20 protein-coding genes are annotated in these 21,072 nt (G+C 65.2%); 10 read left to right on the top strand and 10 right to left on the bottom strand.

From position 1 onward, the window contains the following. The first annotated feature begins 34 nt into the window (after nucleotides 1–34). A complete protein-coding gene (locus ACODTW_RS18840) occupies nucleotides 35–2,329 on the top strand; it encodes a TonB-dependent receptor (RefSeq protein ID WP_488947593.1) in 2,295 nt (764 codons plus the stop codon). Between the two features lie 4 nt (nucleotides 2,330–2,333). Next, nucleotides 2,334–3,713: a PepSY-associated TM helix domain-containing protein gene (locus ACODTW_RS18835; protein WP_488947592.1), complete on the top strand. Its 1,380-nt coding sequence runs from the start codon at nucleotides 2,334–2,336 to the stop codon at nucleotides 3,711–3,713. A gap of 174 nt (nucleotides 3,714–3,887) precedes the next feature. Here ACODTW_RS18835 and ACODTW_RS18830 read toward each other — a convergent pair whose 3' ends face one another. Further along, complete coding sequence (locus ACODTW_RS18830; RefSeq protein WP_488947591.1) at nucleotides 3,888–5,210, bottom strand: RsmB/NOP family class I SAM-dependent RNA methyltransferase; 1,323 nt, start codon at nucleotides 5,208–5,210, stop codon at nucleotides 3,888–3,890. Nucleotides 5,211–5,366: 156 nt separating this feature from the next. On the opposite strand from ACODTW_RS18830, the gene msrA reads away from it, so the two are divergent. The 4 genes from msrA to ACODTW_RS18810 all read left to right on the top strand — a co-directional run bounded on the left by msrA (nucleotide 5,367) and on the right by ACODTW_RS18810 (nucleotide 7,008). Continuing rightward, nucleotides 5,367–5,876 carry a peptide-methionine (S)-S-oxide reductase MsrA gene (gene msrA / locus ACODTW_RS18825; RefSeq protein ID WP_488947590.1) on the top strand — a complete coding sequence of 170 codons (510 nt, stop codon included), beginning with the start codon at nucleotides 5,367–5,369 and terminating at the stop codon, nucleotides 5,874–5,876. Between the two features lie 81 nt (nucleotides 5,877–5,957). Then, entirely contained in the window at nucleotides 5,958–6,236 is a 279-nt protein-coding gene (locus ACODTW_RS18820; RefSeq protein WP_488947589.1) for a YciI family protein, read from the top strand. A gap of 20 nt (nucleotides 6,237–6,256) precedes the next feature. After that, nucleotides 6,257–6,670 (top strand): EVE domain-containing protein, encoded by a 414-nt coding sequence (locus ACODTW_RS18815; RefSeq protein WP_488947588.1) that lies wholly within the window; start codon nucleotides 6,257–6,259, stop codon nucleotides 6,668–6,670. Then, nucleotides 6,667–7,008: a Rieske (2Fe-2S) protein gene (locus tag ACODTW_RS18810; RefSeq protein WP_488947587.1), complete on the top strand. Its 342-nt coding sequence runs from the start codon at nucleotides 6,667–6,669 to the stop codon at nucleotides 7,006–7,008. Before ACODTW_RS18815 ends, ACODTW_RS18810 begins: the two co-directional genes overlap by 4 nt. Here the strand turns inward: ACODTW_RS18810 and ACODTW_RS18805 are convergent. Continuing rightward, nucleotides 6,999–7,229, bottom strand: coding sequence for a hypothetical protein (locus ACODTW_RS18805; RefSeq protein WP_488947586.1), 231 nt, complete (start codon nucleotides 7,227–7,229; stop codon nucleotides 6,999–7,001). The two genes, ACODTW_RS18810 and ACODTW_RS18805, sit on opposite strands and share 10 nt — an antisense overlap. A 342-nt stretch (nucleotides 7,230–7,571) precedes the next feature. On the opposite strand from ACODTW_RS18805, the gene acs reads away from it, so the two are divergent. Beyond that, complete coding sequence (acs, locus tag ACODTW_RS18800; RefSeq protein ID WP_488947584.1) at nucleotides 7,572–9,515, top strand: acetate--CoA ligase; 1,944 nt, start codon at nucleotides 7,572–7,574, stop codon at nucleotides 9,513–9,515. An 89-nt stretch (nucleotides 9,516–9,604) separates the two neighbouring features. On the opposite strand, the gene ACODTW_RS18795 is transcribed toward acs, so the two are convergent. Together ACODTW_RS18795 and ACODTW_RS18790 are read right to left on the bottom strand one after the other, a co-directional pair. Continuing rightward, the gene (locus ACODTW_RS18795; RefSeq protein ID WP_488947583.1) at nucleotides 9,605–10,882 is read right to left on the bottom strand and encodes a pentapeptide repeat-containing protein; all 1,278 of its coding nucleotides are present in this window, start codon (nucleotides 10,880–10,882) and stop codon (nucleotides 9,605–9,607) included. Between the two features lie 6 nt (nucleotides 10,883–10,888). Further along, nucleotides 10,889–11,860, bottom strand: coding sequence for a protein phosphatase CheZ (locus tag ACODTW_RS18790; protein ID WP_488947582.1), 972 nt, complete (start codon nucleotides 11,858–11,860; stop codon nucleotides 10,889–10,891). 310 nt (nucleotides 11,861–12,170) lie between these two features. Here ACODTW_RS18790 and ACODTW_RS18785 point away from each other — a divergent pair, with 310 nt between their 5' ends. Further along, nucleotides 12,171–13,052, top strand: coding sequence for a ribose-phosphate diphosphokinase (locus tag ACODTW_RS18785; protein ID WP_488947581.1), 882 nt, complete (start codon nucleotides 12,171–12,173; stop codon nucleotides 13,050–13,052). A 12-nt stretch (nucleotides 13,053–13,064) separates the two neighbouring features. On the opposite strand, the gene htpX is transcribed toward ACODTW_RS18785, so the two are convergent. After that, a complete protein-coding gene (gene htpX / locus ACODTW_RS18780) occupies nucleotides 13,065–14,039 on the bottom strand; it encodes a zinc metalloprotease HtpX (RefSeq protein ID WP_488947616.1) in 975 nt (324 codons plus the stop codon). Between the two features lie 142 nt (nucleotides 14,040–14,181). Here htpX and ACODTW_RS18775 point away from each other — a divergent pair, with 142 nt between their 5' ends. Beyond that, nucleotides 14,182–14,346 carry a succinate dehydrogenase assembly factor 4 gene (locus ACODTW_RS18775; protein WP_488947580.1) on the top strand — a complete coding sequence of 55 codons (165 nt, stop codon included), beginning with the start codon at nucleotides 14,182–14,184 and terminating at the stop codon, nucleotides 14,344–14,346. A gap of 127 nt (nucleotides 14,347–14,473) precedes the next feature. Continuing rightward, complete coding sequence (locus ACODTW_RS18770) at nucleotides 14,474–14,977, top strand: thermonuclease family protein (RefSeq protein ID WP_488947579.1); 504 nt, start codon at nucleotides 14,474–14,476, stop codon at nucleotides 14,975–14,977. Nucleotides 14,978–14,984: 7 nt separating this feature from the next. Here the strand turns inward: ACODTW_RS18770 and ACODTW_RS18765 are convergent, their stop codons facing one another. The 5 genes from ACODTW_RS18765 to ACODTW_RS18745 form a co-directional block, all read right to left on the bottom strand. Then, a complete protein-coding gene (locus ACODTW_RS18765; RefSeq protein ID WP_488947578.1) occupies nucleotides 14,985–16,016 on the bottom strand; it encodes a Rieske 2Fe-2S domain-containing protein in 1,032 nt (343 codons plus the stop codon). Between the two features lie 100 nt (nucleotides 16,017–16,116). Beyond that, nucleotides 16,117–17,910 (bottom strand): acyl-CoA dehydrogenase, encoded by a 1,794-nt coding sequence (locus ACODTW_RS18760; RefSeq protein ID WP_488947577.1) that lies wholly within the window; start codon nucleotides 17,908–17,910, stop codon nucleotides 16,117–16,119. A 93-nt stretch (nucleotides 17,911–18,003) separates the two neighbouring features. After that, a complete protein-coding gene (locus ACODTW_RS18755) occupies nucleotides 18,004–19,458 on the bottom strand; it encodes a TrkH family potassium uptake protein (protein ID WP_488947576.1) in 1,455 nt (484 codons plus the stop codon). A gap of 193 nt (nucleotides 19,459–19,651) precedes the next feature. Then, complete coding sequence (locus ACODTW_RS18750; RefSeq protein WP_054168339.1) at nucleotides 19,652–19,915, bottom strand: DUF2312 domain-containing protein; 264 nt, start codon at nucleotides 19,913–19,915, stop codon at nucleotides 19,652–19,654. Between the two features lie 175 nt (nucleotides 19,916–20,090). Then, the gene (locus ACODTW_RS18745; protein WP_488947575.1) at nucleotides 20,091–20,984 is read right to left on the bottom strand and encodes a DMT family transporter; all 894 of its coding nucleotides are present in this window, start codon (nucleotides 20,982–20,984) and stop codon (nucleotides 20,091–20,093) included. Nucleotides 20,985–21,072: the final 88 nt, after the last annotated feature.

Raw genomic sequence — 21,072 nt, 5'->3', positions numbered from 1 at the left:
TTCAGGTGCATTGCTGGCTGCCGGAGGAACATCCGTGATCCATGTACCTTTCCGCGCCCGAGCCCTGGCCTCCGTCGCTGCCTTCACCCTTTCCCTGCCCGCCGCGGCCCAGCAGCAGGTGGCCGAAGCCATGCCCGACACAGCGGCAGAGGTCATCGTCATCGGCCAGCGCGACGCGCCGATCACCATCGTGCCGCGCGGCCTGTCCGTATCGCTGGGGCAGGAACAGTTTGCGGCCGTCAATGCCGTCAATGTCGAAGACCTGATGAAATACGCGCCGAATTTCTTCGTGCGGAAGCGTTACATCGGCGACGCCAATGCCGTGCCGGGATTCCGTGGCACCCATTCCACGCAATCGGCCCGGTCGCTGGTGCTGGTGGATGGGTTCGTCGTGTCGAACCTGCTGGGCAACAGCTTCTCCTTCCCGCCGAAATGGGGCGTGGTCGGGCCGGGCGAGGTGCAGCAGTTCGACATCGTCTATGGCCCCTATTCGTCGCGCTATCCCGGCAATTCCATGGGCGGGATCATCTCCATCACCACCAAGCCGCCCAAGGAAGGGTTGGAGAGCTTCGCCACGGCCCAGTATTTCGTGCAGCCCTACAAGCAATATGGCACCGACCGGAAATTCGATGGCTGGACAGGGGAAGCCGGGTTCGGCTGGAAGCAGGAAGACGGCCCGTGGAGTGCCCGGCTGTCCTACCGCCACCTGGATAACCAGGGGCACCCGATGCAGTTCTATCAGGCCACAGCGGCGTCAGGGACGGCCGCCGGCACGGTTGTGACCGGTGCCGTGACCGATCCAAACCTGATCACCAAGACACCCGTTGTCGGCGCCTATGCGGTGGAAGACACCAACCAGGATCAGATCCGCGCCCGCATCGGCTATGATTTCGCCGATGGCTGGTCGGCGGCCCTACTGGCCGTGCTGTGGACCAGCGATTATGACGGCACCACCCCCACCAGCTATCTGCGGGACGCGGCCGGCAACGCGATCTATACGGGCCGCGTGTCGATCAACGGCAAGAACTACACCATGCCCACCATCAACCTGTCGCTGACCGAGCGGCGGGAAATGTTGCAGGGCGTGAAGCTGGAGGGGCCGCTGGGCGACTGGCAAGCGACACTCAACCTGTCGCATTTCGGCATCGATAAGCAGCGGGCACGGGCCAGCACGGGTTATGTGAACGGGATCAACAGCGGTGCCGGCACCGACACGCGCGCCGGCACCACCGGATGGTGGACAGGCGACGCGCAGGTGGAACGGGCCATCGGTGACCATGAACTGGCCATCGGCATCAATAGCAGCCTCTATGAAACCGATCAGACCATCTACAGCGTCAGCAACTGGCGCACGGGCGCCAATCCTGTCTTCTCCAGCGAAACCGCCGGCCGCACCCGCCTGCTGGGCGCCTTCGTGGACGAGGCGTGGCAGGTGGCACCGGGTGTCAAGCTGACCGGCGGCGTGCGCGTGGATCAGTGGCGAGCCTTCGATGGGTCCATCGGCAATCTGGTCAGCGGGTCGCCGCGGTTCCAGAACTATGCCGACCGCAAGGACACGTCCGTCAACCCGTCCGCCGGCATTCAGGCCGACCTGCCGGGCGATTGGGTGGGACAAGTCAGTCTGGCGACCGCCACGCGCTTCCCCACGGTGGGGGAACTGTTCCAGGGCAAACTTGATGGCAATGGCAATTTCGACATCAACAGCTTCGATCCCAACCTGAAGCCGGAGAAGTCGCGCGATGCCAACCTGATGCTGCGTCGGGCCTTCGACGATATCCGCTTCACCGGCTCTGTCTTCTACCAGCGGGTGGAAGACGCGATCTTCAGCCAGCAGGGCTTCAACCAGTTCGGTGTGGTCACCAGTTCCTTCAAGAATATCGAGCTGGTGCGCCAATGGGGCGTGGAAGCCATCATCGAGGCGGCGGACGTGGCCGGCATCGATGGGCTGAACCTGGATTTTAACGCGGCCTGGATCGATGCCGAAACGGTGCGCAACCCGTCCGTGAAGGCGTCGGAGGGAGTGCAATTCCCGCGCATTCCGAAATGGCGCCTGAACGGCAATGCCCGCTATCGCTTCGCGCCCGACTGGCAGTTCTCCACGGGCTGGCGCTACGCCTCGCGCCCCAACAGCAACCTGGAAGGCACGCAGCGCGGCGACACCTATGGCTATACGTCGGAATTCATGATCTTCGACGCGAAACTGTCCTGGGATGTCACGGACCAGACCCAGATCAGTGTCGGCGTCGACAATATCGGCAATGACAAGGCCTGGGTCTTCCACCCCTATCCGCAACGCACCTTCTCGCTTGAACTGAAATGGAAGGGCTGACGCCATGACGGACGCATCAAGTGCCGCCGACAGCCGCCGGGGCTGGCTGGATTACCGCACGATCTGGCGCTGGCATTTCTATGCCGGGCTGTTCTGCGTGCCCTTCATTATCGCGCTGGCTTTGTCGGGCAGCCTCTATCTGTTCAAGCCACAGGTGGAGGCCTGGATCGACCAGCCCTATGACAACCTGACCCTGACGGGGCTGGCAGCGGAAGCCAATGACCAGGCCCTGGCCGCCGTGGCCGCCGTGCCGGGGGGCAGCCTGAAGACCTATATCCTGCCCGAACACCCGACCGACGCCGTGCGCGTTCTGGTGCGCGACGGTCAGGGCGCGCTATGGCGGGTCTATGTGCATCCCCAGACGCTGTCCGTCCTGCATCAGGTACGCGAAGAAGACCGGCTGATGCAGGAGATCAAGAAGTTCCATGGCGAGCTGCTGATGGGCGACAATGGCTCCTATTTTGTGGAACTGGCCGCCTGCTGGGGCATCGTCATGATCGTCAGCGGGCTTTACCTGTGGTGGCCGCGCGATGGCCGCGGCTGGGCGGGGGTGCTTTACCCCCGTCTGGCGGCGGGCGGGCGCACCTTCTGGCGCGACCTGCATGCTGTGACAGGGTTCTGGATCTCCTTCCTGGCCCTGTTCCTGCTGCTGACGGGTCTGCCCTGGGCCGGGGTCTGGGGTGATGCCTTCAAGATGGTGCGCCAGGCCACGGGCACGGCCGCCGGCCAGCAGGACTGGACCACCAGCCGCCGGGCCGAACGCGCCGGCCATGACGCCCATGAACATCCGGAGGACCATGCCGCCATGGCCCATGGCGGGCTGTCCATGCAGGACATGATGGTGGGCGCCGTTACCTTGTCGGATGTGGTGGCCCGCGTCGCGCCGCTGCATCTGGCAGCCCCGGTGCATGTGACCATCCCGACCAGGATGGGTGCGCCCTGGGCCGTGCGGTCGCAGGCGCAGAACCGGCCGGAACGCGTCTCCATCGACCTGGACGGGGCCACGGGGGAGATGCTGCGGCGGGAGGATTTCGCCGATCGTCACATCATCGACCGCGTCATCGGCATCGGCGTCGCCGCGCATGAAGGGCAGCTGTTTGGCGGCTGGAACCAGTTCCTGGGCGTGGTCGCCGCCCTGGGGCTGGTCCTGCTTTCGGCCAGCGGCGTGGTGATGTGGTGGAAGCGCAAGCCCGACGGAGTCCTTGGCGCTCCGCCCCTGCTGCGCATGCGGGGCAGCCCGGCCGTGATGGGCCTGATCCTGCTGGGCTTCGCCCTGTTCATGCCGCTGCTGGCGGCATCACTGGTGATCGTGGCCCTGCTGGACCTGGCCGTGCTGCGGCAATGGGCCCGGGCCCGGCGCTGGCTGGGCCTGAAGGTGGCGTGAGGATGATGGGGGGCGGTTCAGCCCGCCCCTTAGACCACGTCCCGGTGATCGTAACCGATCACCGGGCTTCAATCGCCAGCGCCGCCATCCGGCGGCTCGGCTACGCCGCATGTGCGGCGCTGTGGCAGTCGCCGCGTACCAATCCCCGATGAGCCCGGCTTATCGGGGATTGGGTTACCCCCGCCGCCGCAGCCGGGCCGCGAAGAACCCGTCCATGCCACCCAGTGCTGCCAGATGGCCCGGCGTGCAGCGGACATAGCCTTCCGGCGTCAGCAGTTCCGCCAACCCGCCGACTTCATCGGCCGTCACGGGCACGACTTCCATTTCCGGGCGGCGGTACAGAAGGTTGGTGATCTGCCCCTCCCCCTCCTCCGGCTGGAGCGAACAGGTGCAATAGACCAGCGTGCCGCCGGGCTTCAGCATGTCGACGGCGCGATAGAGCAGGCGGGACTGGATGCGGCCCAGCTTCTCCACATCCTCTTCCGACTTCAGCCGCGCCACGTCGGGATGACGGCGAATGGTGCCGGTGGCCGAACAGGGCGCGTCCAGCAGCACGGCATCGACCGGCGCGTCCGGCCGCCATTCGGTGGCATCGGCCACCACGGTGGTGACGCGGTCGCCGAAACCCAGACGGGCCATATTCTCCGCCAGCCGGACCAGCCGCTTGTCCGACCGGTCCACGGCCGTGACACGGGCACCGGCCGCGGCCAGCTGCGCCGTCTTGCCGCCAGGGGCGGCGCACAGGTCGATGGCATCCAGGCCCGACAGGCCACCGAACAGTCGGGCGGGGATGGATGCGGCTGCATCCTGCACCCACCATCCACCTTCATCAAAGCCGGCCAGATCGGTGACCTGTCCGCCCGCCGGGCGGCGCAAGCTGCCCGTGGCCAGCAGTTCCGCGCCCAGCCGTTCAGCCCAGGCGGCGGCGTCACCCTTGACCGTGATGTCCAGGGGCGGCTCGACCAGATGGGTTTCAACGATGGCGCGGGTCAGCGCCGTGCCATAGGCCTTGCGCCAGGACAGCCACAACCAGTCGGGCGTGTTCAGCCGGCCGGGGTCTTGGGCCGCCAGGATGGCGTCGCGTTCGCGGTCGATGCGGCGCAGCAGGGCGTTGATCAGGCCCTTATAGGGGTGCTGCTTGCGCGCCACGGCCAGCTCCACGGCCGTGTCCACGGCGGCATGGGCGGGCGTGCCCAGGAACAGCAACTGGGCGGCGCCAATGCGCAGGATGTCCTGCACCACGGCCTTCAACTGCTGGCCCTGCTTGTTCAGCAGCCCCAGGATGGCCGCATCAATCTGGCCCAGGCGGCGCAGGGTCGTGGCCACCAGCAGCCGCACGAAGGCGCGGTCGCGCGGTTCCAGTGCGCGCAGCGCGCGGCTGGCGTCCCAGGCATCGTCGAAGGGCACGCGCTTGGCCAGCACGTTGAACAAAAGGTCGAGAGCCGCCCCGCGCGTGGCAAGCGCGCTGTCGGCCGGGCTGGTGGTCTGATCGATCATGGGGTGGGGATGTACCCTGTGCCACCCCACTTGTCGAACGCCGATGACGCAACTGTGACCAGAGATGGCGGGAGCCCCGGGGTGACCAGAGGCTGGACAAGCCGGCCCTTGGACACCATCTGTTCAGGCAATGAATCGCAAGCGATGGAGAGGAACATGGCGATCGAACGCGCGACCCTGGCCGGCGGCTGCTTCTGGGGCATGCAGGACCTGATCCGCAAAGTGCCCGGCGTGGTAGGCACGCGCGTCGGTTACACTGGCGGCAACCTGGCCAACCCCACCTACAAGGAGGTGAAGACGGGCCAGACCGGCCATGCGGAAGCCATCGAGATCAGCTTCGACAATGAGAAGCTGACCTATCGCCGGGTGCTGGAGTTCTTTTTCCAGATTCATGACCCGACGACACTGAACCGCCAGGGCAACGATATCGGCAGCCAGTACCGGTCCGCCATTTTCGTCCATGACGCCCAGCAGGCCGAAACCGCCCGTCTGGTGACGGCGGAGGCGCAGGAAAGCGGCCATTGGCCCGGCAAGATCGTCACCCAGATCGTGTCGGCTGGCCCCTTCTGGGAAGCCGAGGATTTCCACCAGGACTACCTGGAGCGCAATCCCAACGGCTATACCTGCCACTGGGTGCGGCCGGACTGGGTCATTGACGGGCGGTGATGTGGTTCCTGCCCCCTGGACGGCGCAGGCGCGCGCGGCTAAGCATGGGGCCTTCCACCGCCAACCGAAGGGGCGATCACGATGCAGTTCATCCTGGAATGCGAGGACAAGGACGGCGGGCTGGACCTGCGTCTGGCCACCCGGCCGGAGCATCTGGCCTATATGCAGAGCAAGCTGGACCATATCGTCATTGCCGGCCCCATCCTGGACGACGTCACGGGCAATCCTGTCGGCAGCCTGATCGTGCTGGACTATCCCGACCGCGCCGGCGCGGAGGATTTCGCCGCCAACGACCCCTATGCCAAGGTTGGTCTGTTCAAGTCGAGCAGCATCCGCCCGTTCCGTAAAGTTCTGCCCTGACCGGCCGGGGAGAGGTTGCAATGGCCTACTGGCTGGTGAAGTCCGAACCGTTCAAATATGCCTGGGACAAGTTCGTGGCCGATGGCCGCACGCACTGGGATGGCGTGCGCAACCACCAGGCGGCCCTGAACCTGAAGACCATGAAGGTGGGCGAACGCGCCTTCTTCTACCATTCCAATGAAGGGCTGGAGATCGTCGGCATCGCCGAGATCGTGCGTGAGGCCTATCCCGACCCGTCCGACCCGGCCGGCCGTTTCGTCATGGTCGATCTGAAGCCGGTGATGCCGGTGAAAACGCCCGTCACCTTGAAGCAGATGAAGGCCGATCCGGCCCTGGCCGAGATGCAGCTGATCAAGCAGTCACGCCTGTCGGTCTGCCCCGTCACCGATGATCAATGGGCCCATATCTGCGCCCTGGCCGGGGTGCCGGCATGAGCCTGCATCCGCTGTGCCGGGTGGAGGAGATTCCCGACGGGGAGGCGCGCGGCTTCGACTGGCCGCGCGGTGAGGTGAAGGTGAAGATCCTGGTGGCCCGCAAGGGCGACCGGGTCTTCGCCTACCGCAATTCCTGCCCGCATATCGGCGTGCCGCTGGAAATGGATCCGGACGATTTCATGAGCCTGGACGGGCTGCACCTGATGTGCAGCACCCATGGCGCGCAGTTCCGGGTGGAAGACGGCATGTGCGTGATGGGCCCCTGCAAGGGCCAGCCGCTGCGGCCGGTACCGATCAGCGTCACGGACGGTCAGATCTGCGTCGGCGATCAGGCCTGATCGGTTCCCTTTGCCATCACGGCGGCGAAATCGGCCGTGGCCATGTCCATGCGGCGTGCCAGCACACGCGCCTCCGCTGCGGCGTCGGCAAAGCCCGACCCGCCGGACGGCACCATCGACATCAGCAGGTTCAGCGCCATCAGACTGGTACGCGTCCCCAGCTTGGCCAGGTCGCCATCGGCCGCCATGATTTCCCCGCCACCCGGGATCACCCCGCTCATGCTGCCCCCCGCATGACCACGCCCCATGGTTAATTGGTGCCCGAACCATACCATGTTGTGCAGCCCTGTAAACAAGCACGGCCGGGCGGCAGCCAATGCCGGCCGCAGACGCCGGAACGATCATAAATTTCCCGCCAAACCAATTTGTTGGGTCGAAACCGTCACACGACGAATGTACATGTTCCAAATCGTCCCCCCGGTGCTTACATAGCCTTGCGTATAAGCGAACAAGGGTTAAGGGCGGCGGCCATCGGCGCCGCCAGTACCTGGACGAGATAAGCGGCGCCGGCCAGCCTGACGCTGGATTGTCGGCACGCCAACCGAATTGGGAGAAACACCGCCATGAGCAGCCCTACGTTCTTTCCTGTGACGGAAGAAGTCGCCAGCCGTGCCTGGGTCGACGAGGCCAAGTACAAGGCCATGTATGAGCGCTCCGTCACCGACCCGGATGGGTTCTGGGGCGAACATGGGCGGCGTATCGACTGGTTCACGCCTTATACCAAGGTCAAGAACACCAGCTTCGAAGGCAATGTCGATATCCGCTGGTTCGAGGACGGCACCACCAACGTCGCCTATAACTGCGTCGACCGCCACCTGGCCACGCGCGGCGACCAGACAGCCATCATCTGGGAAGGCGACAACCCGGCCGAAAGCGCCCACATCACCTATAACGAACTGTCGGAAAAGGTGAACCGGCTGGCCAATGTCCTGAAAGCGCATGGCGTCAAGAAGGGCGACCGGGTCACCATCTATCTGCCCATGATCCCCGAAGCGGCCTATGCCATGCTGGCCTGCGCCCGCGTCGGTGCCGTGCATTCCATCGTCTTCGGCGGCTTCTCCCCTGACAGCCTGAAGGACCGGATTGAGGGCTGCGAGGGTAAGGTCGTCATCACCGCCGACGAGGGTCTGCGCGGCGGCCGCAAGGTGCCGCTGAAGGCCAATGTCGACAAGGCGCTGGAACATCTGCCCGATGTCAGCTCCGTCATCGTGGTCAAGCGTACCGGCGGCAACGTCGCCTGGCATGAAGGCCGCGACCATTGGTACCATGACGAGGTCGCCAAGGTGTCGGCCGACTGCCCGCCGGAAGTGATGGGCGCGGAAGACCCGCTGTTCATCCTCTACACGTCGGGTTCCACGGGCAAGCCCAAGGGCGTGCTGCACACGACCGGCGGCTATCTGGTCTATGCGTCGATGACGCACCAGTATGTGTTCGATTATCACGAAGGCGACATCTACTGGTGTACGGCCGACGTGGGCTGGGTCACCGGCCACAGCTACATCGTCTATGGCCCGCTTGCCAATGGCGCCACGACGCTGATGTTCGAAGGCATCCCCAACTATCCCAATGTCAGCCGCTTCTGGGATGTCATCGACAAGCACAAGGTCAACATCTTCTATACCGCCCCCACCGCCATCCGCGCCCTGATGCGCGAGGGTGAGGGCCCGGTGAAGAAGACCAGCCGGGCCAGCCTGCGCCTGCTGGGATCGGTGGGTGAGCCGATCAATCCGGAAGCCTGGCTCTGGTACCATAATGTCGTCGGTGACAGCCGCTGCCCGATCGTCGACACCTGGTGGCAGACGGAAACGGGCGGCATCCTGATCACCCCGCTGCCGGGCGCCATCGGGCAGAAGCCGGGTTCGGCCACCCTGCCCTTCTTCGGTGTGCAGCCGCAGGTCGTGGACAATGAAGGCAACGTGCTGGAAGGGGCGACGGAGGGCAATCTCTGCATCACCGACAGCTGGCCGGGCCAGATGCGCACCGTGTTCGGCGATCATGAGCGCTTCATCCAGACCTATTTCAGCACCTTCCACGGCAAGTATTTCACCGGCGACGGCTGCCGCCGGGACGAGGACGGCTATTACTGGATCACCGGCCGCGTTGACGACGTGATCAACGTGTCGGGCCACCGCCTGGGCACGGCCGAGATCGAGTCGGCCCTGGTCGCCCATCCCAAGGTGGCAGAGGCCGCCGTCGTCGGTTACCCGCATGACCTGAAGGGCCAGGGCATCTATGCCTATGTCACCCTGAATGCCGGTGAGGACCCGACGGACGAGCTGCGCAAGGAACTGGTGGCCTGGGTCCGCAAGGAGATCGGCCCCATCGCCACGCCGGACCTGATCCAGTGGGCGCACGGCCTGCCCAAGACCCGGTCGGGCAAGATCATGCGCCGCATCCTGCGCAAAATCGCCGCCAACGAGCATGAGGCCCTGGGCGATACCAGCACGCTGGCCGACCCCAATGTCGTGACCGATCTGGTCAACAGCCGCATGAACCGCCCCGAATAAGGACCGCCTTCATCGGAAATGCGAAACGGCGGGGGAGACCCCGCCGTTTTCGTCTGCCGGGATGAAGGAGCCCCGCGAAAGGCCACTGTTTACGACGGCAGTGTGATCCCCCGCGCGGCATCGATATCCGCATCGGTCAGAATGGCCCCGTCCAACACCGTCGCGGTCAAGTCCGCCCCGGTGAAATCCACACCCGTCAGGTCGGCGCCGCGCAGCACGGCCGCCGCCAGCCGCGCGCGCACCAGCGAGGTGCGCAGTTCATGCCCCCGCGCCGTCTTCAGCCGTGACAGGTTGGCCTTTTCCAGGTTGGCGTCAATCAGGTTGACCCGGTCCATGGTGGCGCCACGCAGGTCGGCATAGCCCAGGTTGGTGGATCGCAGATCGGCGCCGGCCAACTGTGCCGCCTGCATCTGGGCACCCCGCAGATCGGCGCCGCGCAGGCTGGCCCCCGTCGCCTTCATCAGGGTCAGGACGCGGCCAGCCAGATCAGCATTGCTGAGGTCCAGACCGCTGATATCCAACTGGTGGCCCGACTGCCCGCCCGTTGCCACCCATTGCGCATGGGCGCGCAGCATCGCTTCCAGCCGTTCCGGCGGGGGTGGGCTCTTATCATCTACCGGCTCTGCGGAAACCGGGACGCTGATGGGAGCGTCGGCCGCGACACCGCGGCGCGCAGCGTCGGCATCGGTGCGGATGGCGCTCTGCAGCGCCTGGGGCGACACCTTGGCCCCCGACAGGTCCGCACCACGCAGATCGGCATCGGCCAGATCGACGCCATCCATGTTGGCCGACCTGAACTGGGCGTTGCGCAGATCGACACGGGCCAGCTGCGCCCCCGCCATGGTCGCGCCAGAGAAATCCGCCTCCCGCGCACAGGACCCCGTGAGCCGGGCCCGCGTCAGGTCGGCATCGATCATGATGGCTTCGGAGATGTCGGCCGGCCCGATCTCCATGCCCAGGACACGGAAATCGGCGCGCGTGCTGACGGCCATGTTGCCGTCGCGCAGGTCGCATTCCACCATCTTGGCGCCGCGCAGAATGGCACCGCGCAGGCTGGCAGCACGCAGGTCGGTGCGGGTCAGCTGTGCGCTCGACAGGTCAGCGTTGGACAGGTCGCAACCGAACAGGTCGGCATAATCCAGCTTGGCACCGATGAATTTCGTGCCTCGCAGGATGGCGCCGGACAGGTTGGCATTGGTCAGGTTGCGGGCGTTGAAGGACAGGCCCGACAGATCGAAGAAGGGCAGACTGAGCTTAGCCCCCCCTTGCATGCCTGACAGGTAGGCCAGATGCCGTTCGCACGCCCGGTCGAGTTGCGCCTGGGTGAGGCGCACGCGGGGAGCGACATTGTTGTTCTCTGTCGACATGCGTGCTTACCCGAACAAGGCGTCGATATCCGCCTGCGACACCGTGGCGCCTGCCGCTGGCGGGGGTGGGGGTGGAGGGGGTGGAGGGGGCGGTGGGGGCGGTGGGGGAGGCGGTGGCGGTGGCGGGGGGGGAGGTGGCGGCGGTGGGGGGGGCGCCATATCCTCCGCAGGCAGGCCCCAATCATCCATGTTGGTCAGGGCATCATTGGCATCGGCCTTGGGTGCCGGGCCGCTGTCCAGACTGTCGAACAGGGCGTCGATGTTGGCCTGGCTGACGGCCTCCAGCGCCGGACCGTGCAACAGGTGCTTGTCCGGGCGATCGTCGTCGGGGCGCAGGGCGATCAGGCCATCGGAACCCAGCTTCTTGGTCCCGACCTCCGTATCCTCCACACCCCAGATCTCGATCATGGTATTCACGCGCTGCTCGATATAGCGCAGCGTGTTGACGACCTTGGTGGTGCGCTGACCGGTAATGTCCTGGAACGAACAGGCGGTCATGATCTCGATGGTCTGGGCATCGATATCGTTGGTGATGTCGCTGGGCGGCAGGCGGTTGACCAGCGCCTGAATGCGTTCCGTGGCGTTCAGGATGTCGGACGTGGCGCGTTCCGTGGCCGTGACAATGGCATCCAGCTCGTTGGTGGCGGCCATGATTCGGTTGGCCCCGGCATCCATGGGCCGCAACTGGGCGATTTCCTGCCGCGTCTGCTCGATATAGTTGGAAAGCTGTTTAAGTTCTTCGCGCATGATATGCAGGTGCGGACTTTGATCCGCAACGACGGCGGGCCCGCCACCACCGATCCCCTGCAGGCGCTGCACCTGCTCCGTCATGGTGCCCAGAAGAGCACGCCAATCATCCTGGGCGACGACCCGGGTCTGCCGGTCCCGTTGCCGGAGGAAGGCCCGGCCACGCGACGACGCCATCAGCGCCTCTTCCAGTGCGGCATATTCCTTTTCGGACAGTTCCAACGGTTCCATGCCGCTTCCGCCTAGCCCCCACATCGGGCCACCCCTTTCGAACGACGCAAGACCTGTGACGCCAGACCCATGATGCACCATCCTTGAACAGGGCGCGAGGCCGGCCGACGGGACGATGCCGGAAGAACCTGGAAAGAATGACCTGATCCGGTCGCTGTCATAGTCGAATAAATCCAATCGCCAAATTTCGCCACAGTCATTTCGTCCCTTGGCGCTTCCACCCCCTGCGCAAATGGGCCGGCAAGGTGTAGGCTGGCGACAGTATAGTTGAACAAGGGGCCGACGGAACGGCCCGTGAAAGAGGAACGCGATGGATATTCTGATCGGCTTTCAGGACGGCGAGGCTTTAGCCGGCAAGCTGTCAACCCGACTGGGTTTGCCGATGCATATGGTGACCCTGCACCGCTTTCCCGACGGGGAAAGCCTGGTGCGGCTGGAAGCGGCGCCCGAACGCGCGATCATCGTCCGCTCGCTGCATCAGCCCAATGACAAGCTGGTGGAGTTGCAGTTCCTGGCCGGTGCGCTGCGCGAGCGCGGGGTGCGGGAACTGACGCTGGTCGCCCCCTATCTGGCCTATATGCGCCAGGACATGGAATTCCGCCCCGGCGAGGTGGTCAGCCAGCGCATCATGGGCCGATGGCTGGGCGGGCTGTTCGACCGGATCGTCACGGTGGAACCGCACCTGCACCGCACCCACGACCTGGACCATGTCTTTCCCGACTGCCGGTCGGCGGCGCTGACGGCGGGGCCGCTGCTGGGCCGCTGGGCCCGCGAACAAGGGGCCGATGCCACCTGGACCATCCTGGGTCCGGACGAGGAGTCGGAACCGCTGGTCCGCGGTGCCGCAGCGGGCGCTGGCGTGCCCGGCGTGGTCGGGCTGAAGGTGCGGCGCGGCGACCATGATGTCAGCGTCGGCCTGCCGGAAGGCACCGATCTGTCGGGCCGCACCGTCCTGTTCGTCGATGATATCGTCAGTTCCGGCGGCACCCTGATCGATGCGGCCAAGGTCGCCTATGCCCACGGCGCGGCCCGGGTCCTGGCCGCCACCGTCCATGCCGTCTTCCCCATGGAACGTCTGGCAGCCTTCAAGGCGGCGGGGATCGACAGTGTGGTGTCGGCCGACGGCATCCCGCATCCGACCAATGCCATCGGTCTTACCGACCTGATCGCGGACTGTCTGGCGACGCTTTAAGACGGTCCTGCCTCAGCCCCAGGGCATGCCGCGGGGGCGCGAGGTACCGCCGGCGTCGGGCACGCTGCCACCCCGACGCGGCGGCGTGCTGGCCGGACGGCGCGGCGTCTCCCCCCTGCCCGTGCCAACACTCCCGGTCATGGCACGCAGGCGGCGTACCCGTTCGGCCGTGCTGGGATGGGTGGAAAACAGGCTGTCCACGCCCCGCCCGTGCAGCGGGTTGATGATGAACATATGCGCCGTGGCGGGGTTGTTCTCCGCCTGGTGGTTTTGCACGCGGGCTGCCCCGTTCTGCATGCCTTCCAGCGCGTCCGCCAGCCAGCCCGGCTTGCCGCAGATGCCGGCGCCGATCCGGTCCGCCTCATATTCGCGGGAACGACTGATGGCCATCTGCACCAGCATGGCGGCAATGGGGGCCAGGATGGACACCAGCAGCACCCCGACGAACCCCAGGGGATTGCCCCGGTTCTCTTCGCTGCTGGAATGGCTGCCGCCGAAAAACATGGCGAAATTGGCCAGCATGGACAGCGCACCGGCCAGCGTCGCCGTCACCGTCATGATCAGCGTGTCGTGATTCCTGATATGGGCCAGTTCGTGGGCCATCACCCCCGCCACCTCTTCCGCCGACAGGCGGTTCAGCAGGCCGGTGGTGGCGGCCACAGCCGCATTCTCCGGATTGCGGCCCGTGGCGAAGGCGTTGGGCTGATCGCTGTCAATGATGAAGACCTTGGGCATGGGCAGGTCGGCGCGCTGCGCCAGATGCTGCACCATGGTGTAGAATTGCGGCGCCGTGGCGGCGTCCACCTGGCGCGCACCATACATGCGCAGCACCATCTTATCGGAATTCCAATAAGCGAAGGCGTTCATCCCCACGGCAAGGACCAGGGCGATCAGCATGCCTGACTGGCCACCCAGCATGAAACCGACCGCCAGGAACAGGCCGGTCAGCCCCGCCAGCAGCATTGCGGTTCGGAAATAGCCGTTCATGACCTCTGCCAACTCCATTTTTCGTTCCGGGCATGCCTGTCGCCCGCCCTTTCAGATATGGCCCCTGGCCTGCGCGCATCAAGGCTTGGCAGGTCGCCGCCCCCGCGCCATATCTGCACCGACGCGCATGATGAGGTGCCCCATGGAGAGTGAGATCAAGCAGCCCGACGCCGCGAAGGCCGAACAGCCGACCCAGGCGCGCAAACCGGTGGTTACCCAGCCGCCGGGCGAGATCGGGGGCCCTGCCGGGCCGGAGCCGACACGGTTCGGCGATTGGGAATTCAAGGGTCGTTGCAGCGACTTCTGATCTTCCCAGTTGCAAATGAACCTACATGTATACGCATAATACGCCATTGATCCTAAGTGTATTCAACTTAGGACGATGGTCTTAGATTTTTGTTCCGTCTCTGTCGGGTTGGGCGTAAAGTGCTTGCATGCAAACCCCAACCCGTCAAAGCCGCACCGTGCCTCGCCACCGCCCCCTTGCCATTGCCCTGCTCGCTGCGTCATGGCTGCTGCCGCCCGCGGCAGCGCTGGCCGGCAGCCGCGTGCCGGGCCCCCTGCCCGCGCGGGTGATGGAAGTGGTGGATGGCGACACGCTGGAAGTCCGGGTGACCATCTGGCTGGACCAGGAGCTGGTGACGCGGGTGCGGCTGGACGGCATCGACACGCCCGAAAGCCGGTCCGACTGTGCCGATGAAAAGCGCATGGCCCAGGCGGCCAAGGAAAAGCTGACCTCTCTGGTCGGTCCCGCCACGGAAGGGCGGGGTGATGGCACGATCCGCCTGTATGACGTGGTTTATGACAAATATGGCGGCCGGGTCCGGGCCCGTGTCACCTTGGCCGACGGCACCGACCTGTCCCAAGCCTTGATCCGCGCCGGTCATGCCCGCCCCTATCAGGGCGGCAAGCGCCAGCCCTGGTGCGCCGGCATGTGACGCGGGCCTAACTGCGCCAGCGCAGGACCGTATCCTTCACCGGATTGACGAATTCACGGCCCTCTGCCCGGGCACGGGCATATTCATTCTTCAGCTGGTGGTACCAGCGGGCCTGGGTATCGGCGTCCTTGATCAGCATCAGGGGCGGATCATGGGCCAGACCCTTCTGCTGCATCACCACGGCATCCCGGTCCTGGCCCAGAAAGCGGCGGACGAAGCGGCGCAGGACGGGGCGGGCGATGTTGGCCCAGCCCAGCGTCCAATAGAAGCTGTTGGTGACTTCCGTATTGTTTTCATCAATCGGCGTGACCGTTGTCAGGTTGACGACGCGGTGGCGGCCGGCCGCGATATGTTCAACCCGGATACCGGGAAGGCGGAAGCTGATCTCCGTCTCCGGCGCCCCGCCCAACAGCTTATAGGCGGCGGAGTTGGAAGAGGGCCGGTGCCGCTTCATGGCGAAGCCAAGAGGGGCGGGGCCAAAAGCCTTGGCTTTTTCATGGATGGACCGGGCCGACCGCCAGAACCAGCTTTGATGCACGAAGGGACCATGGGCCGGGTCCATCAACCCGATGACGGCATGGTCAACAGGACAGGGGAAGGCCATCACTTCCGTCAGGTTGGGTACGCGGCCTTCCATGTCCGGCATCTGCGGCGGCGGTCCGTCGGGTGCCCCCTCCCCCATCCAGATCCAAAGATTGCCCTGCGCCTCTATGACCGTATAGCGGCGAACCTTGATCCGGGAAATGTCGAAATCCTGCCCTTCCACCAGGGATGGAATGGCGGTGCAGCCGCCAGACCCGTCGAAACGCCAGCCATGGTAGCGGCATTCCACCTCCCGCCCGTCGAATCGGCCACAGGACAGCGGAATGCCCCGGTGTGGACAGATGTCGCGCAGGGCAAAGACCACCCCATCCTGCCCGCGCGCAAACAAAACGGGCTGGCCTAGCAGCATCTTCGCCTGCATGGCGCCACGTTTCAACGCTGCGGATGGCAGGGCGAAGTACCAGATATCGGTCAGGAAGGGGGCGGGTTCAGCCATATTGGGCGCTGCCGGTGACGGGGGGCGCCGCACCATATAGCACAGCCCCTCCCGCACATCACCTGCCCGTCATTCTGCGCGACCAAAGGTGCCGAGCCGGTCACAACCAGTCGGGCGACACGTCCAGCACAGTGCGGTCCAGGCTGGTCAGCAAAGCCGCCTGCGTCGCGGTTTTGGGCAGTTCATGGGCGAAAAACCAGCGGCAGGCTGCCAGCTTGCCCTGCATATGTGCCGCATCGCCCCGGCCCTGTTTCAGCCATGCCGACGCGACCAGGGCCTGACGCAGCCAGATCCAGGCCATGACCGTGTGCCCGAACATCTCCAGATAGGCGGTGGCATTGGCCAGGCACAGCGCTACCTGCCCTTCTGCCCGCACCTTACCCAGTTGGGCGGTGACAGTGCCGACCCGCGCCAGTGCCTCGCCCAGTGCTGTGGCATGGGTGGCCAGCGCGGGCATGCCCGCGGCCTGCCGGATCGTCTGCTGCACGGCCGCGCCCAGCACCTCCAGCGCCGCCCCCCCTTCCATGAACACCTTGCGGCCCAGCAGGTCGTTGGCCTGGATGCCGTAGGTGCCCTCATGAATGGGGTTCAGGCGGTTGTCGCGGTAATACTGCTCCACCGGGTAATCGCGGGTATAGCCATAGCCGCCCAGGATCTGGATGGCCCATTTGTTGGCTTCCAGACAGTGCTCCGACGGCCAGGACTTGGCGATGGGGGTCAGCAGTTCCAGCAGCAGGCTGGCCCGGCGGCGCTCTGCCGCCTCCGGCGCTGTCTTCTCCTCATCCACCAGCCGGGCGCAAAGCAGGCAGAGCGCGATGGCCCCTTCCGAGGCGGCCTTCTGTTGCAACAGCATGCGGCGGACATCGGCATGGTCGATGATGGGGATCATGGGCGTCGTCGGGTCGCGGCCGTCGATGGGCCGCCCTTGCGTCCGCGTGCGGGCATAGTCGGCCGAGTAGCGGTAGCCGGCATAACCCAGAACCGATGCGCCCAGGCCCACGCCAATCCGCGCCTCGTTCATCATCTGGAACATATAGGACAGGCCATGATGTTCCTTGCCCACCAGGAAGCCCTGGCAGCGCCCGTCCTCGCCAAAGGACAGGATGGTGCTGGTGGTCCCGCGATAGCCCATCTTGTGCAGCAGGCTGACCAGCTTCACGTCATTGTCGGGGCCCAGGCTGCCATCGTCATTGACGCGGATGCGCGGCACGATAAACAGGCTGATGCCCTTCACCCCCGCCGGCGCGCCCTTGATCTTGGCCAGCACCATATGGATGATATTGTCCGACAGCTCATGTTCGCCCGCACTGATCCATTGCTTGGTGCCGGTGATGGCATAGGTGCCGTCGCCATTGGGCGTGGCCGTCGTGCGGATGTCGGCCAGACTGCTGCCGGCCTGCGGCTCTGACAGGGCCATGGTGCCGAAGAAGCGGCCCGTCAGCATGGGCGCCAGGAATCGCGCCCGCTGTTCATCGGTGCCGAAGGCCCGGATCAGATTGCCCGCCCCGATGGTCAGGAACGGATAGGCGGCCGTGGAGATATTGGCCGTCTGGAAAAAGCTGAAGGCCGCCTGCACCACCGACCAGGGCAGCTGCAGCCCGCCCAGTTCCTCGTCATGATGGGCCGCCATGAACCCGGCCTCGGCCAGCGCCTGCACCGCCTCCTTCACGGCGGGCAGCATCACCACCTTGCCGTCGATGCGCTCCGGCTCGTGCTTGTCCACGTCATGATAGTGGGGGGCGAACTTCTCCGCCGCCAGCTTGTCCGCCGTATCCAGGACCTGCGCGAGTGCGTCACGGTCCAGATGGGCATAACGCGGGCGCGCCAGCAGTGCTTCGATCTCCAGCATCCCGTCCAGCAGGAAATCGATCTCGCGGCGATCCATCAGGCTCATGTCCGTTCCCTTCCCGACTATCCGTGTTGGTCGGATCGTGCGCCGACCTTCAAACAGATGTTTAAATCGGGAAGGCGCCGCGGTCGAGCGGTTTTACCGCCGCCAGAAGGACGGGCTCAGCAGCACAAAGACGGTGAACAGCTCCAGCCGGCCCAGCAGCATGGCCAGAGACATGACCCAGACGGCGAAATCATGCAGCGGTTCGTAATTGCCGGAGGGGCCGATCATCTGCGACAGGCCGGGACCGACATTGCCAAGGGCGGTGGCAGCCCCGGAAATGGCGGTCACGTAGTCCAGCCCCGTCAGGCCCAGCAGAACCGCGAAAATCAGGATCAGGGCAATATAGAGGAAGGTGAAGCTCATTACCGAGACGATGACATCGGCATCCACCAGTTTGCCATTATAGGTCAGCGGGATGACACGGTTGGGACTGAACAACCGGTTGATCTGCATGCGCAGGGCCAGCCACAGGATCTCGAACCGGAACATCTTGATGCCGCCCGACGTCGATCCGGTGCAACCGCCCACCAGCGTCAGGATGAAGAACAGGGCAACCGGCCCGGGCCCCCACATGAGGTAATCGGTGGAGGCAAAACCCGTCGTGGTGATCAAAGACACGCAGTTGAAGAAGGAATGGCGGATGGCCTCGCCCACTCCCATCTGCCGCGTCGCCACCAGATAGACGGCCAGAAGCCCGGCCACAACACAGGTGAAGGCCAGATAGGTGCGCACCTGGCTGTCGCGCCACAGGGCCTTCACATCCCCCTTCATCATGCTGATGAAGCGGACGAAGGGCAGACTGCCCAGGAACATGAACAGGGCCAGGATCCACTCCACACCAGCATTGTGGAAATAGCCGATGGAACTGTCCTTGGTGGAGAAGCCACCCGTCCCCAGCGCCGTCATTGAATGATTGATGGCGTCGAACATGGGCATGCCGGCCAGCTTCAGCATGATGATGCAGGAGATGGTCAGGGCCAGATAAACCCAGCCGAAGCCCAAGGCCATGTCAGCGGCCCGCGGCACCACCTTGTCCGATTTATCCGACGATTCGCTGCGGAAAAGCTGCATCCCGCCCACCCGCAGGAAGGGAAGGATGACGATGCCCATGCCGACAATGCCGATACCGCCCAGCCAGACCAGCAGCGATCGCCACAGCAACAGCCCCGGCGGCAGGGTCTGCACCGATGCAAATGCGCTGGCCCCCGTCGTGGTCAGTCCGGACATGGCCTCGAAATAGGCATTGGCAAAGGTCAGCCGCTGTTCAGCCAGCGTGAAGGGCAGCGCCGCGAAGGCCCCAACCGCAATCCAGGCGAAGGTCGTCAGGATGAAGGTCTGGCGCAGCGACAGGGCGATGCGCTCCGTCCGATTCATCAGCATCAGCAGGACACCGAAGAACAGGGTCAGCGCAGCCGACGCGGCGAAGACACGCCAATCATCCTGACCGGCCGCCAGGTCGGCAATCATCGGCGCCACCATCGCCATGGCGATGACGGACAGCAGGGCACCAATGACGTAGAAAATGGGGCGGACGTCCAGGGAGAGCATGGAACTCCGACTCTAGGGGGCCGGCAAGGGTGCAGGCGACGGCAACGGACAGGCGGCACAGGGCGCAACCGGCGGGGGCCGTGCCACCACACCCTTGATGATGGCGATGGTCCCCGTCAAGAGGCACCATGTCGAAATACGAACGGCCGGGGCAAGCCCCGGCCGTCGATGGACCTTGTGCGCAATCGCCCGGTCACTCGATCCCAAGGGCCGCCTTGTACAGTTCCAGCAGCGCGTCCATCTCCTGGCGATCCTCCTTCTCCATCCTCCGGATCCGGATGATCTGACGCATCACCTTGGTATCGAAACCGGTGCCCTTGGCCTCGGCATAGATATCCTTGATGTCGTCCTGAATGCCCTTCTTCTCCTCCTCCAGGCGCTCGATACGTTCGATGAAGGAGCGCAGCCGGTCGGCCGCGATACCGCCGACATCATTGGAGGTTGCGGCGTCAGACATGATGCCTCTTACCTTGCAAAAGTGTTTGAAAGTGCCGGGACCTTATCCAGCCCCGGGGGGATAAGCAAGCCGGTTGGTGGGACGGGAGACGCGGGATAGCCTGACCATGACCGCAGGAGGTATGCCATGGACGGCCACGGCAACAGCACGATCCGCTATGCCAGCGAAGGGCCCCCTACCCCCGCCGCAGCACCAGGGCCACGCCGGCCGCCGTCAACCCCATCCCCGCCAGCGCCGTCGGGCCCAGCTTCTCCCCGAACAGGGCCCAGGCCATCAGGGCTGTGACGGGCGGGACCAGATAGAACAGGCTGGCGACACGGGACGCCGCCCCCCGGCGGATCAGAGCGAACAGCAGGAAGATGGCGCCCACCGACAGGACCAGGCACAGCCAGCCCAAGGCGAAGATGAATTCGCCCGTCCAGTCGATGCGCATCGTCTCCAGAAACGGCGCCACCACGGCCAGCACGGTGCCCGTGGCGCCATATTGGATGGCCGTGCCGGTGCGCAGGTCCATCTCCGTGCAATAGCGTTTCTGGTAAAGGGTGCCGATGCTGATGCCCAGCAGCGCGAAGAGTGACAGGCCGATGCCCATCGGATCCCCGATATTCAGCGACAGCTTCTCCCACACCACGGCCGTGACGCCGGCCAGCCCGAAGACAAAGCCAAGCCATTGCCCACGCGTCAGCCGCTCGCCCAGAAGCGGACCGGCCACCAGCGCGGTCAACAGGGGTTGCAACCCCACGATCAGGGCCACAGTGCCGGCCGGCAGCCCGTGCTTCAGGGCCTCGAACACGCCAGTCAGATAGACCCCATGCACCAGCAGGCCGGCCACGGCGATATGGCCGACCAGGCGCCAGGATGTCGGCCATGGTGCCTTCTGCCACGCGGCAATGGCCAGCAGCACCACGGCCACCAGCGACATGCGCCAGAGCAGAAAGGTCAGCGGCTCCGCATGCGGCAGGCCCAGCTTGCCACCGATGAAGCCCGTGCTCCACAGCACCACGAACAGGGCAGGGGCCGCCTTACCCCAGTCAAGGCTGTTATGGGACGGATTGGGCGGGTTGGACATGGGGATCACCAGGAATCGCGGGAGCCTGAAACAGCAAACGGCCGCCCCTTGCGGGAGCGGCCGTTCACCTTAGTCAACGCTGGGAAGC

It is taken from the genome of Niveispirillum sp. FG148 (assembly GCF_057809655.1).
Note: the sequence above shows the minus strand (reverse complement) of the source record. Positions and strands in the feature narration are given on the sequence as shown.

Coding starts and splice junctions, on each gene's coding strand:
- ACODTW_RS18765 (WP_488947578.1), bottom strand. CDS start 16,016: ATGGCTGAACCCGCCCCCTTCCTGACCGATATCTGGTACTTCGCCCTG.
- msrA (WP_488947590.1), top strand. CDS start 5,367: ATGGCGATCGAACGCGCGACCCTGGCCGGCGGCTGCTTCTGGGGCATG.
- ACODTW_RS18750 (WP_054168339.1), bottom strand. CDS start 19,915: ATGTCTGACGCCGCAACCTCCAATGATGTCGGCGGTATCGCGGCCGAC.
- htpX (WP_488947616.1), bottom strand. CDS start 14,039: ATGAACGGCTATTTCCGAACCGCAATGCTGCTGGCGGGGCTGACCGGC.
- ACODTW_RS18795 (WP_488947583.1), bottom strand. CDS start 10,882: ATGTCGACAGAGAACAACAATGTCGCTCCCCGCGTGCGCCTCACCCAG.
- acs (WP_488947584.1), top strand. CDS start 7,572: ATGAGCAGCCCTACGTTCTTTCCTGTGACGGAAGAAGTCGCCAGCCGT.
- ACODTW_RS18815 (WP_488947588.1), top strand. CDS start 6,257: ATGGCCTACTGGCTGGTGAAGTCCGAACCGTTCAAATATGCCTGGGAC.
- ACODTW_RS18755 (WP_488947576.1), bottom strand. CDS start 19,458: ATGCTCTCCCTGGACGTCCGCCCCATTTTCTACGTCATTGGTGCCCTG.
- ACODTW_RS18770 (WP_488947579.1), top strand. CDS start 14,474: ATGCAAACCCCAACCCGTCAAAGCCGCACCGTGCCTCGCCACCGCCCC.
- ACODTW_RS18785 (WP_488947581.1), top strand. CDS start 12,171: ATGGATATTCTGATCGGCTTTCAGGACGGCGAGGCTTTAGCCGGCAAG.
- ACODTW_RS18830 (WP_488947591.1), bottom strand. CDS start 5,210: ATGATCGATCAGACCACCAGCCCGGCCGACAGCGCGCTTGCCACGCGC.
- ACODTW_RS18810 (WP_488947587.1), top strand. CDS start 6,667: ATGAGCCTGCATCCGCTGTGCCGGGTGGAGGAGATTCCCGACGGGGAG.
- ACODTW_RS18760 (WP_488947577.1), bottom strand. CDS start 17,910: ATGAGCCTGATGGATCGCCGCGAGATCGATTTCCTGCTGGACGGGATG.
- ACODTW_RS18790 (WP_488947582.1), bottom strand. CDS start 11,860: ATGGAACCGTTGGAACTGTCCGAAAAGGAATATGCCGCACTGGAAGAG.
- ACODTW_RS18745 (WP_488947575.1), bottom strand. CDS start 20,984: ATGTCCAACCCGCCCAATCCGTCCCATAACAGCCTTGACTGGGGTAAG.
- ACODTW_RS18835 (WP_488947592.1), top strand. CDS start 2,334: ATGACGGACGCATCAAGTGCCGCCGACAGCCGCCGGGGCTGGCTGGAT.
- ACODTW_RS18820 (WP_488947589.1), top strand. CDS start 5,958: ATGCAGTTCATCCTGGAATGCGAGGACAAGGACGGCGGGCTGGACCTG.
- ACODTW_RS18805 (WP_488947586.1), bottom strand. CDS start 7,229: ATGAGCGGGGTGATCCCGGGTGGCGGGGAAATCATGGCGGCCGATGGC.
- ACODTW_RS18775 (WP_488947580.1), top strand. CDS start 14,182: ATGGAGAGTGAGATCAAGCAGCCCGACGCCGCGAAGGCCGAACAGCCG.